The sequence below is a fragment of the Pseudomonas sp. L7 genome (genome assembly GCF_046605565.1).
Classification (GTDB): domain Bacteria; phylum Pseudomonadota; class Gammaproteobacteria; order Pseudomonadales; family Pseudomonadaceae; genus Aquipseudomonas; species Aquipseudomonas wayambapalatensis.
Genome location: NZ_CP176784.1, coordinates 1,319,629 through 1,332,005 on the forward strand (window position 1 = coordinate 1,319,629; position 12,377 = coordinate 1,332,005).

Below are 12,377 nucleotides of genomic sequence, written 5' to 3' on the forward strand. Positions count from 1 at the left end.
AGCGGTCAACTGGCGCTCCTTTCCAGGAGTGTGCGCCATGACCTACGCCCCCCACCCCGAGTCCATCGATAGCCTGATTGCCTCTCGCCTGCCTGCCTGGTTGACCGGTGCCTCCCTCGACCGCCTCAGGGCCCTGCAGGCGGCGATGACCCGCCAGGCCAAGGCCAACGAAGCCCTGAAGCCCATACTCGATGCCATCCCGTCTCTGGATGCCTTCGCCGAGCCCTTGATCGACGCTGCGCTGCGCAGGCGCGCGATTGCACGGCCGGATGTCAGGTACAGCACCGTGAAAATTCGCCAGCGCATCGTCACGCCCAGCATCTCGGCGGCCCTGCCTGCGCCGACCTTCACCCATGTTTCCCGGCAGACGCTGCTGGCTGCGGCACTGCACAACTACCATGTCACCGAAACCAAGCCGGCACCCGGGCGCACGGGGCAACTGATCGATGCCACCGGCAAGCACTTGGGAATGGGCTTCGAAGCGTTTGCCGGGCTGTGTCGCACGCTTGACCTGGGCAAGGCGTACCAAGCCGTGTTGGCGCAGCAACTGCGCCCGTCGGATTCGCCAGCCAAGGTGCATGGTCTGTTCGAAGAGAGTCTGGCCGCGCACCTGGAGGTCGCGGTGCGCGTGGCCGTGCTCAAGGGCGAGCTGGACGAGCAGAGCTATCTGGAACTGTTGCCGTTGATCGCGCCCAGGCCGATCGTTCCGCCGGTCTCGTCGTCGGTGATTCCACGCCAATTGTACCTGCTGGGCAAGTGCATCCGTGGTGTGGTCACGTTGGAGGTGCGCGCCAGTCCAGACGCCGCGGTGAGCGGGGTGATCGCCTGGCTACCAGGCGATGCGCGGCAGCCAGTGGCGCGATACCCTTCATGGGCCGCGCTGTACCAGGCGTTGGCCGAGAAGTTGACTGACAAATCCTATCGCACGTTCTTTTCCCGGTTTGTCAGTGAGCGTGATCGACCTCGTTTCTTCTCCCGCCTCCTCGAGTTGAACCGGGCGCTGGGCACAGGTGAAACGTTGGCGCTGGATGGACGCCATCAGGCCATCGACGGAAAGCTGTTCGCCTACTTGCGTGAATTGCACATCGCCAAGCTCTTCGACGACGCGCGGGTACTGGCGGTGCCCACCGGTGATGAAGATGAGGAGGATCGGCGCGAGCGTCTGGATGCCTACCTCGGCCTGGGGCTCGATGTACTGAACCTGGCCGGGCTGTTCGTCCCACTGCTCGGGCAGGCCATGCTGGTGGTGGGGGCCCTGCAGATTGCCGATGAAGTGTACGAGGGCTACCTGGATTGGAGCGTCGGTGATCGGCAAGGTGCGCTGGATCACCTCTTCGGTGTGGCTGAAAACATCGCGGTCGGCGTAGCCGTTGGCATTGGGGCTTCGGCAGCGAGGGAGGCGCTGCAGCGGGTGGCCTTCGTCGATGCCCTGGTGCCGCTGCGTAACGAGGCGGGGGCGTTGCGGCTGATCGATGGGCGCTTGCCGGGCTATCACGCCGGCAGCGAAGTGCCGGCGGACGCTACGCAAGGGCGGATGCTGGCGCTGCCCGATATGACCTTGCAGGTGATCGATGACCCGAAGGATCGCATCGCACGGGCTCGGCACCCGGTGCGTGAGTACGCTCATCGGCCGCAGGTGCATGAAAACGGCAGAGGCGGCTGGCGCCATGCCTACGAGCAGCCCCAGTGCTGGCAGGGGGCCGGGCTGATATTGCGGCGCTTTGGCATTGCCTTCAGCCAGGTGACCGATCTGCTTGCCGAGCAACTGCTGCAGGTGACCGGCTTCGAGCAGGCGCAGTTGCGTCGGCTTCACCTGGAAAACGCGCAGGTGCCTGCCCGCCTTCACGAGGTGCTGGAACGCTATCAGATCCATGAGCAGTCGCCCGCATTGAATGCCGCAGACCTCGATGCGCAGTTGATTGCGCGGCAGCCGCTGGCAACTGCAGAAGACAAACTGGTGCTCGCCGCCTTCGCAGGGCTGCCGATTCGCTGCGTGCGTGAGGTGCTTGCCAACGCCAGCAGTGCGGAGCTTGACGAGATGGTCAGCCGTCAGCGCTTGCCGCTGGCCCTGGCGGAAAGGGCGCGCTGGAGCCTGCGCGAACACCGTATCGATCGTGCGTGCGCGGGCGTGCGCTGGCCCTGGGCGAGCAACGCCGACAGTGAGCGTCTGGTGCTGGGGTTGATCGACCAGGCGGCTGCCTGGCCCTCGTCGGTGCGTATCGAGTTGCGCCAGACAACGGCCGATGGTGCGCTGCTGGCGAGCCGGGGGGCGACGGATGCAGCGACTGTCGAGTACGTGTTGCGCAGCGCACAAGGCTATCAGCGCCAAGGCTCGTCGCTGACGTCAACTGACCTGCTGGAAGTCGTGTTGCCTAGCCTGCACGACACCCAACGCCAGGCGCTGATGCCCGAGGGCGACAGCCTGGCCACGCTGCGTGAGCATCTGATGACCCTGGCGTTCGCCGATCGCGCCAAGGTGGCTGAACTGATTGGCCTGACGCCCACCGCTGCCGGGTTGCGCCCGCCGCGGCGTTTTGCCGACGGGCGTCTGGGGTATGCCCTCAGTGGGCGGGGTGAAAGCAGCCGTGAGGCGATCCGCAGAGGTATCCAGCAGGTCTTTCCGTTGCTCAACGAGACTCAGCTCACCGCGTACCTGGAGAACTTGACCCGTGCAGGAGAAGGCCTATGGGAGCATTACAGTCGATTGCAGCAGCAGTTGGGTCGATTACGCCAGGGGCTGGAGCAGTGGCGTGGCCAACGGACCGGCCCGCTGGATGCGCTCAGGCGCCGCAGAGTCGCCGCGGCGATCCGGCGCAGCTGGCGACGCAAGCTCACCGATTCGGCGGATGACTATGTGCTTGAGCTTGATGGCGAGGTGCTCGACAGCTTGCCCGTGCTGCCGGTGGGCATCGACTTCGGGCATGTTCGGCGCTTGCGCCTGAGAAACATGGGTTTGCAGCGGGTCGAGGACGATTTTCTTTCACGTTTCTCGAACCTCGTGGAGCTCGACTTGTCCGGGAACCGGCTGGCGACCATTCCTTCGGGTGTTGCGCGCCTGGGGCAGTTGCAACAGTTGCGGTTGGCTTCCAATCGTATTGTCCTGGATCAGGCCGCAGACGACCTGCTGGCCAGGTTATCCACGCTGCAACTGCTCGACCTCGATCGCAACCCGCTCGGACGCCCGCCCGTGTTGCCCGCACGCTCGCGCCTGCGCGATGTCCGGTTGCGCTCGACCGGTCTTGAGGCCATGCCGCAGAACCTGCCATTGCGCGGCATCGTCGATCTGCGTGAAAACAGTATTCGCCAGTTGCGCCAGGACCTGGCGAGCTTGCGCGATCAACTTGAGGTGGTCGCGCTGCACGACAATCCACTGGACCAGGCCAGCGAGTCACTGCTGGACCAGGCTGCTGCCGGTTCTGCCACCGATGCGCATCGGCTGCCGTCGTTCAAGCACCACAGCCTGGACGATTCGGTGCGCGATGCATGGACCGGATCGGTCGCGGACGACATCCGTAGTCAGCGTCAGCGACTATGGCACACGCTGCAGGGCGAGACGGGGTCGCAGGGATTGTTTCGGTTTCTGGCCGATTTCTCCAATAGCGAGGACTTCAGCGATGCGCCTGAGCGTTTTCGCGCGAGGGTCTGGCGTATCCTGGAGCAGTGCGAGCAGCACGAGCTGTTGCGTGACCGGGTGTTCCTCGAGGCGGCCGGACCACGGACCTGCGAGGACCGCTTGCTGCTGGTGCTGGAGCAGATGGAGATCAGCATCCTGGCCGAACGCGCCACCTGCGATCTACCTGCCAGCCAGACGGAATCGGCGTTGCTGCGTCTGGGGCGAGGGCTCTTTCGCCTGGATGAACTGGACCGGATCGCGGCCAGGCATGTCGAGTCCATGCGTCTGCACGCCTGGGCATTGGTGGATGAGGTGGAGATTCGTCTTTTCTACCGGCTCAAACTGGCTTACGCCCTGGACCTGCCGATCGAACCCGAGACGATGCATTACCAGAGTTTCGCCAACGTCAACACCAGCGACTTGTTGCGGGCCCGACGGGAGGTCCTGGCGGCCGAGAACACCCAGTCGCTCGCTGATTCCCTATCGCAGCGTCCGTTCTGGGAAGCCTATGCGCGACATCATTACAACGACAGGTTCGGCGAGGTAGTAGAGCGCTTTCATACGCGCTTGGCCGATCTGGAGGCTTACGTAGGCAAGGGGGCGATCGACGAGTGGACGTTCGATCTGCGCAGCAGGGCCCTCAAGGACGAGTACGCTATCGCCGAACGCAAGCTGCTGCGCGAACTGGCCGAAGAGGCGTTTGCTCGTGTGTAGAAACAGGGACGGGCTGGCGCGGCGCCACCCCGTCGATGGACTCAGGCCGCGCGGACCCGGGCCCGGTTCGAGGCGGCCTGCTGCAGGTAGTCGGCCAGAGCCTGTTGCTCGGCAGCACTGGTGAACAGGCCCAGTTTGGTGCGACGCCAAAGGATATCGTCCACGCTGACGGCCCATTCCGCGGCGCACAGGTAGTCCACCTCGCGGCTGAACAAGCCGCCACCGATCGACTGACCAAGGTCGTCCGGCCCTTGTACACCTTCGAGCAGACGCCAGACCCGACTGCCGTAAGTCAGTACCCAGCGCTTGGCGATGTCCACCGGCAGCCAGCCGTGGCGCGCCAGAACGGCATCGACCAGGGCCTGCACGCTGGTCATGCCTTCGCCGCCTGGCAATGGCGCACAGGCAGTCCAGCTGCCGCGCATCTGGGAGAAGAAGGGCTTGAGTTCGGCCATGGCCGACTCTGCCAGCTTGCGGTAGGTGGTCAGCTTGCCGCCGAACACCGAAAGCAGGGGCGCCTGCCCCTCGCTGGCGGACAACGCCAGGGTGTAGTCGCGGGTAACGGCCGAGGGGTTGTCCGACTCGTCGTTGCACAGCGGGCGTACGCCGGAGTAGGTGTGCTGGATGTCGGCGCGTGACAATTGATGATTGAAATGTTCGTTGACCACCTTGAGCAGGTAGTCGGTTTCCGCGTCGGTGATCGCCACCTTGGCCGGGTCGCCGCTGTATTCACGGTCGGTGGTGCCGATCAGGGTGAAGCGGTCCAGATAAGGGATGCAGAAGACGATGCGCTGGTCTTCGTTCTGCAGGATGTAGGCGTGTTCGCCTTCGTACAGCCGCGGCACGATGAGATGGCTGCCCTGGATCAGGCGGATGCCGTAGGGCGCATCCAGCTTGAGGTCGTCCTTGATGAAGCTTGCCACCCAAGGGCCGGCGGCGTTGACCAGGGCGCGGGCGCGGATGGTCTGCAGGCTACCGTCGGCATGCTGCAGCTCAACCTGCCACAGGCCATCGACACGTTCGGCGCGCAAGCAGCGGGTACGGGTGTGCAGGTGGGCACCTTTTTCGCGGGCAGCCATGGCGTTGAGTACCACCAGGCGAGCGTCATCGACTGCGCAATCGGCATATTCGAAACCGCGGGTGATCGTGGGCTTGAGCGGATATCCGGCACCAAAACGCAGGCTGCGCGAGGCGCCCAGGCGTTTGCGCTTGCCCAGATGATCGTAGAGGAACAGGCCGGCGCGAATCATCCAGGCCGGACGCAGGTGCGGACGGTGTGGCAACACGAAGCGCATGGGTTTGACGATGTGCGGCGCCTTGGCCAGCAGCACTTCCCGCTCGGCCAGAGCTTCACGTACCAGGCGGAATTCGTAGTGTTCCAGGTAGCGCAGGCCACCATGGATGAGCTTGCTGCTCGCCGAGGAGGTGTGCTGGGCCAGGTCGTCCTTCTCGCACAGGAAGACCTTCAGGCCGCGCCCAGCAGCATCGGCGGCGATACCGACGCCATTGATGCCACCGCCGATCACGGCGAGGTCATAGCAGTCGGCGAGGGGCGGCTGGGGCTGGACGGGCTGGGACACGGGCAAGGCCTCCTGGGAGCGGTTCACAGCGAATGTGAACATCTATGTTCGTTTCCGAAAATAGTAGCGCAACAAAATGGCCATCGCCAGTCGCTGATCATAGAAAATACTGATCAGATGGCAATAAAGTGAACATTAGTGAACATTCCATGGCGCTGTCTCACCGGCGGATCACCACCGGCGAGGTGCAGCGGTGCGCGCTCAGACCACTTCCAGGCGGATCTTGTACTGGTTCAGCAGTTGCGTGAGCGTGGGAGTGGGATGCTGGTCGGTCACCAGGCAGTCGATCAGGTTGATCGAGCCCAGGCGCACCATGGCGTTGCGCCCGAACTTGCTGGAGTCGGCAGCAAGGATGACCTGCCGGGCATTGGCGATGATGGCCTGGGATACCCGTACTTCCTGGTAGTCGAAGTCCAGCAGGCTGCCGTCTTCGTCGATGCCACTGATGCCGACCAGGGCGAAATCGACCTTGAACTGGCTGATGAAGTCGACGCTGGCCTGCCCCACCACACCGCCGTCACGGCGAACCGTACCGCCTGCCACCAGGACTTCGAAGTCATCCTTGGCACCGAGGATCGACGCCACGTGCAAGTTGTTGGTGATGACCTTCAGGTGGCTGTGGTTGAGCAGGGCCCGGGCGATGGATTCGGTGGTGGTGCCGATATTGATGAACAGCGAGGCGTGATCGGGGATCTGCCGGGCGACGGCCTCGGCGATGCGTTGTTTCTCGTCGCGCATCTGGTCGGCGCGCATGGCGTAGGCGGTGTTCTCGACGCTCGAGTCATAGGCGGCACCGCCGTGATAGCGGCGCAGCAGGTTGACCTCAGCGAGCTGGTTGATGTCGCGACGGATGGTCTGGGGCGTGACGACGAACAACTGCGCCATTTCCTCGATACTGACGTAGCCGCGTTCGCGCACCAGTTCGAGGATTTGTTGTTGGCGAGGGGGCAGATTCATGGGCGGTCCTTTGGAGCTGCCAGACAAATGCTGCAATGATGCCGTAGGAAGGGGATGACGACCAGTAGACTGTTGTCGCTAGCCTGTGCTGGTACTTCTGTGGAAGCGGCCTTGCGCCGCGATCGGGCGTGCAAGGCCGTTCCTGAACGGATCAAGTGAGAGGCTGACGTCAGCCTTCGTGATCTTCCCAGTCGCGGGTGCGCTCGATGGCTTTCTTCCAGCCCGCGTACAACTTTTCTTTCTGCGCGTCATCCAGTTGCGGGCTGAACTCGCGTTCGATGATCGCCTTGTCGCGCAACTCGTCGAGGCTGCTCCAGAAGCCACAGGCCAGGCCTGCCAGGTAGGCGGCGCCGAGGGCGGTGGTTTCGCGCATTTTCGGACGCTCCACGCAGGTGCCGAGGATGTCGGCCTGGAACTGCATGAGGAAGTTGTTGGCCACCGCGCCACCGTCCACGCGCAGCTCCGAGAGGCGCTGGCCGCAGTCGTGCTGCATGGCGTCGAGCACGTCGCGGGTCTGGTAGGCGATCGATTCCAGGGCGGCACGGATGATGTGGTCGACCTTGACGCCACGGGTCAGGCCGAACAGCGCGCCGCGGGCGTACGGATCCCAGTAGGGGGCGCCGAGGCCGGTGAAGGCAGGCACCAGGTAGACGCCGTTGCTGTCCTTCACCTTGCTGGCGAAGTACTCGGTGTCGAGCGCGTCGTTGACGATCTTCAGCTCGTCGCGCAGCCACTGGACCGTGGAGCCACCGTTGAACACTGCGCCTTCGAGGGCGTAGGCCACTTCGCCACGAGGGCCGCAGGCGATGGTGGTGAGCAGGCCATGGGACGAGGTGACGGCCTTGTCGCCGGTGTTCATCAGCAGGAAGCAGCCGGTGCCATAGGTATTCTTGGCCTGGCCCGGCTCCACGCACATCTGGCCGAACAGCGCCGACTGCTGGTCGCCGGCGATACCGGCGATGGCGATACCGCTCTTGGTGTGGCCGTAGACCTCCGAGGACGGGCGCACCTGGGGCAGCATCTGCCGCGGGATGCCGAGGATGTCCAGCAGCTTGTCATCCCATTGCAGGGTGTGAATGTTGAACATCAGCGTGCGTGAGGCGTTGGTGTAGTCGGTGACGTGCACCTTGCCGCCGGAGAATTTCCAGATCAGCCAGCTGTCGACGGTGCCGAACAGCAGTTCGCCCCGTTCGGCACGTTCGCGGGCGCCTTCGACGTTGTCGAGGATCCACTTGAGCTTGGTGCCGGAGAAGTATGGGTCGGTGACCAGGCCGGTGGTTTCGCGGATGTACTGCTCGTGGCCGTCACGCTTGAGCTGGGCACAGATCTCGGTGCTGCGGCGGCACTGCCAGACGATGGCGTTGTATACCGGGCGACCGGTTTCCTTGTCCCACACCACGGTGGTTTCGCGCTGGTTGGTGATGCCGATCGCTGCCACCTGGGCGTGGCTCAGGCCTGCCTGCGCCAGGGCCTCGACCATGGTCGCGCTCTGCGTGGCGAAGATCTCCATCGGGTCGTGTTCGACCCAGCCAGCTTGCGGATAGTGTTGGGCGAACTCGCGCTGGGAGGTGCCGACCACATTGGCGTCGCGGTCGAAGATGATCGCCCGCGAACTGGTGGTGCCCTGGTCCAGGGCGATGATGTAGTTCTTATCCTGGGTGTCTGTCATGGTCGTTGCCTTGCACGAAAAGGGAGTGAGTCAAGGAGGGCGGGCGAGATCGCGCAGCGCCGGTCTCAGGAAGTTTGAGTATCGCCCTGGGTAGCAGCATCTGTCTGTGGGTTCGTGGCGTCGGCCGTCGGCAGGTTGCGGGCAATCAGGACGCGATAGCCCGCAGCCCCCAGGCACGCGCCGAGGATCGGTGCGAACACCGGAACCAGGAAGTAGGGAATGTCCCGTCCACCCGTGAAGGCAATTTCGCCCCAACCCGTCAGGAATGTCATGAGTTTGGGCCCGAAATCCCGTGCCGGGTTCATCGCGAAGCCGGTGAGCGGCCCCATGGCGCTGCCGATCACCGCGATCAGCAGGCCGATCAGCAGCGGTGCGGTGGCGCCACGCGGCAGGCCGTTGTTGTCATCGGTCAGCGCCATGATCACGGCCATGAGAATGGCAGTGATCACTACTTCAACCAAGAACGCCTGGCCGATGGACAGCGACGGATGCGCATAGGTGGAAAACACCGACGCCAGCTCGAGACTGGCCTGGCTGCCCCTGACCATGCTGTGCGCCTGTTCGAAATCGAAGAACAGCGTGCTGTACAGGGTGTAGACCAATGCCGCACCACAAAACGCGCCGCAGACCTGGGCGAGTATATAGAAAGGCAGTTTGCGCCTGTCGAAACCGGCGAACAGGGTCAGCGCGATGCTGACGGCCGGGTTCAGGTGCGCACCGGAAACGCCAGCGCTGAGGTAGATCGCCATGCTGACGCCGACACCCCAGATGATGCTGATTTCCCAGAGTCCGAAGCTGGCACCCGCGACCTTGAGCGCGGCCACGCAACCGGTACCGAAGAAGATGAGCAATGCTGTACCCAGGAACTCGGCCATGCACTGGCCGGAAAGCGTTGGTTGTCGTAGAGCTGTCGTCATGTAGGACCTTCGGTTCTTGTTGTTGTGAGGCGCTGGGCGCTCGGGTGTCGACGCCGGTTGTCCATCCCCATGAACGACCGGCGAGTGTACGGGTGTGCACTATTTATGTGCGCATTTTCTTCATAAACGAAAAAATATAGACAAGAAACGCTGATGTCAAAGGTCGAAAGTGAACGGTCGGCCACATTCTGACCCACGAACATGAACCTGCCTGCACAGGTCCGGTGCACGCCCCGAAGTCCGCTGGCTGGCCCCCGGGATTTGCCCTAAAGTAGCCGGCAAGCTGTCATTGACTGGAGCTGTACATGACCCCCGCACTCGACCTGCTGAAGAAGGCGCGCGCCGAACATCGCGTGCTCAGCTACGAACACGACCCCAAATCCGCCTCCTATGGCCTGGAAGCCGCCGAGAAGCTCGGGCTCGATCCGCAGCAGGTGTTCAAGACGCTGCTGGCCAGCAGCGAGAAAGGTGAGTTGCTGGTGGCAGTGGTGCCGGTGATCGGCACGCTCGATCTCAAGGCGCTCGCCCAGGCTGCGGGGGTAAAGAAGTGCGAGATGGCCGACCCTGCCGCGGCCCAGCGGGCCACGGGTTATCTGGTCGGTGGCATCAGCCCTTTAGGGCAGAAGAAGCGCCTGCGCACCTTCATCGATGAGTCGGCGCAGCAGTTCGCCAGCATTCATGTCAGCGCCGGACGGCGCGGGCTCGAGGTGGAGCTGGCAGCCGCGGTGCTGGCCGAGCATACCCAGGGCACGTTTGCCGGGATCGGCAGAGGCTGAGGGCGTGCAGGAAAGCGGCTTCAGGTCGCCGAGCTGTAGCGGCGCACGCCGTTTTCCTGTATCTGCAACTGCGCCGCGACACTTCCCGGTACGGCGAACAGCACCAGATGGTCAGCCGCTACGGCGATGCCTACGTCCTGGCCGACCTGGTGATCGACATGACTGGGGAAAATCGCCTCCAGCTGGCTACCGGTGGGCAATTCCAGGCGATAGAGCGTCGAGGCGCCCAGGAAGCTCTTGCCATTGATGCGCGCGCGCAGCGTGCTGTCTGGTGCGTGCACGATGTCGTCCGGACGCAGCAGGACATCCACCGAACTGCCCACCGGCATCAGGTAGGCACGATTGCCGCGCAGTTCACCGAGCTCGGTGTTCACCGATTCCGGGCTGCTCATCTGGCCACGGATGAAGTAGCCCTGGCCGATGAAGCTGGCCACGAACGGCGTCTGTGGCTCGTGATAGAGGTTGTAGGGCGTATCCCATTGTTCCAGGCGACCTTCCTTGAACACGCCGACATGATCGCTGACGGCGAAGGCTTCTTCCTGGTCGTGGGTGACCAGGATTGCGCTGGTGCCGCGGCTCTTGAGAATGTCGCGCACCTCGTGGCTCAGGCGTCGGCGCAACTCCACATCGAGGTTGGAGAACGGTTCGTCGAGCAGCAGCAATTGCGGCTCTGGCGCCAGCGCGCGGGCGAGGGCGACGCGCTGCTGCTGGCCGCCGGAAAGTTCATGGGGGTAGCGTGCGCCCAGACCGCCGAGCTTGACCAGCTCGAGCATTTCCTCGACCACTTCGCCTTGGCGCGGATGCTTGCCGATGCCGAAGGCGATGTTCTGTGCCACGGTCAGGTGTGGGAACAGGGCGTAGTCCTGGAACACCATGCCGATCCGGCGCTTTTCGGGGGCGAGGGTGAAGCCTGCTCGGGAGATGACGTCTCCGGCCAGCTGGATCTCGCCGTCATGCACCGGCTCGAAGCCGGCGATGGCGCGCAGGGTGGTGGTTTTGCCGCAACCCGATGACCCCAGCAGGCAACCAATGTCGCCTGCGTTCAGGTGCAGGTTGAGGTTCTGGACGATGCGCTGCTCGCCATAGCCACAGGCGAGGTTGCGCAGGTTGAGCAGCAGGGGTTGACTCATGCGTGGTGGTAAGCCGGTTCTACAAGGAATTCAAGAAGGGCCTTCTGTGCATGCAGGCGGTTCTCTGCCTGGTCCCAGGCGACCGAACGTGGGTCGTCGAGCAGGTCCTGGCTGATTTCCTCACCGCGGTGGGCGGGCAGGCAATGCATGAACAGGGCGTCGGGTGCCGCCAGGTCGAGCAGTTCGCGGGTGACCTGGTAAGGCGCGAAATGCGCCAGGCGCCGTGCAGTTTCCTCTTCCTGACCCATGGAAGTCCAGACATCCGTGGTCACCAGGTGCGCACCGCGTACCGCTTCCTTCGGATCACGGATGATCCGAACGCGCTCGCCACCGAGCTCGAGGAAGCGTGGATCGGGCTCGTAGCCCTCCGGGCAGGCAATGTGCAGCTGGAAATCGAACTGGCGGGCCGCCTCGATGTAGGAGTTGCACATGTTGAAGCCATCACCGATCCAGGCCACGGTCTTGCCCTGGATCGAGCCACGGTGTTCGACGAAGGTCTGCATGTCGGCCAGCAGTTGGCAGGGGTGCGATTCGTCGGACAGGCCATTGATCAACGGCACCTTCGAATGCGCGGCAAATTCGGTCAGGGTGCTGTGGGCATGGGTGCGGATCATCACCGCGTCGACCATGCTCGAGAGCACGATGGCGCTGTCGCTGATCGGCTCGCCGCGACCCAGTTGCGTGTCGCGCGGGGACAGGAAGATCGCCTGGCCGCCGAGCTGGATCATGCCCGCTTCGAACGATACGCGGGTGCGGGTCGATGACTTCTCGAAGATCATGCCCAGCACGCGGTTCTTCAGGGGTTCGAAGAGCACGCCTCGCTTGCGCAGGTCCTTCAGCTCGATGCCTCGACGGATCACGCCGAGCAATTCGTCAGCGGTGAAATCCAGCAGGGAGAGAAAGTGCCTGGTGCTCATGATTGACTACCTTATCTGCAACGGTTTGCAGGTCGACCGTATGGTTTTTTTTGACAACGGGAGTGACCTGCGGCGTAAGCCGCACGGGGCGGACGGAATAGGGA

The 12,377-nt window shown here is 63.6% G+C and carries 8 protein-coding genes; 2 read left to right on the forward strand and 6 right to left on the reverse strand.

Going from position 1 to position 12,377, the window contains the following annotated elements; all coding sequences use genetic code 11:
* Positions 1 to 37 precede the first annotated feature (37 nt).
* The gene (locus ACK3BK_RS06305) at positions 38 to 4,327 is read left to right on the forward strand and encodes an NEL-type E3 ubiquitin ligase domain-containing protein (protein WP_411383933.1); all 4,290 of its coding nucleotides are present in this window, start codon (positions 38 to 40) and stop codon (positions 4,325 to 4,327) included.
* Between the two features lie 41 nt (positions 4,328 to 4,368).
* On the opposite strand, the gene glpD is transcribed toward ACK3BK_RS06305, so the two are convergent.
* The 4 genes from glpD to ACK3BK_RS06325 form a co-directional block, all read right to left on the reverse strand.
* Complete coding sequence (glpD, locus tag ACK3BK_RS06310) at positions 4,369 to 5,907, reverse strand: glycerol-3-phosphate dehydrogenase (RefSeq protein ID WP_411383934.1); 1,539 nt, start codon at positions 5,905 to 5,907, stop codon at positions 4,369 to 4,371.
* Positions 5,908 to 6,108: 201 nt separating this feature from the next.
* Complete coding sequence (gene glpR / locus ACK3BK_RS06315; protein WP_065863095.1) at positions 6,109 to 6,864, reverse strand: DNA-binding transcriptional repressor GlpR; 756 nt, start codon at positions 6,862 to 6,864, stop codon at positions 6,109 to 6,111.
* A 169-nt stretch (positions 6,865 to 7,033) separates the two neighbouring features.
* Positions 7,034 to 8,533, reverse strand: coding sequence for a glycerol kinase GlpK (gene glpK, locus ACK3BK_RS06320; RefSeq protein WP_065863094.1), 1,500 nt, complete (start codon positions 8,531 to 8,533; stop codon positions 7,034 to 7,036).
* A 65-nt stretch (positions 8,534 to 8,598) separates the two neighbouring features.
* Positions 8,599 to 9,450, reverse strand: a complete 852-nt coding sequence (locus ACK3BK_RS06325; RefSeq protein WP_411383935.1) for an MIP/aquaporin family protein — start codon at positions 9,448 to 9,450, stop codon at positions 8,599 to 8,601.
* A 305-nt stretch (positions 9,451 to 9,755) separates the two neighbouring features.
* Between ACK3BK_RS06325 and ybaK the strand changes: the two genes are divergently transcribed.
* Positions 9,756 to 10,226: a Cys-tRNA(Pro) deacylase gene (gene ybaK / locus ACK3BK_RS06330; RefSeq protein ID WP_186668530.1), complete on the forward strand. Its 471-nt coding sequence runs from the start codon at positions 9,756 to 9,758 to the stop codon at positions 10,224 to 10,226.
* A gap of 20 nt (positions 10,227 to 10,246) precedes the next feature.
* Here ybaK and ACK3BK_RS06335 read toward each other — a convergent pair whose 3' ends face one another.
* Both ACK3BK_RS06335 and argF read right to left on the reverse strand, forming a co-directional pair.
* Positions 10,247 to 11,356, reverse strand: a complete 1,110-nt coding sequence (locus tag ACK3BK_RS06335; protein WP_186668528.1) for an ABC transporter ATP-binding protein — start codon at positions 11,354 to 11,356, stop codon at positions 10,247 to 10,249.
* Positions 11,353 to 12,273: an ornithine carbamoyltransferase gene (gene argF, locus ACK3BK_RS06340; protein ID WP_186668526.1), complete on the reverse strand. Its 921-nt coding sequence runs from the start codon at positions 12,271 to 12,273 to the stop codon at positions 11,353 to 11,355. The genes ACK3BK_RS06335 and argF overlap by 4 nt, the downstream gene beginning before the upstream one ends.
* Positions 12,274 to 12,377: the final 104 nt, after the last annotated feature.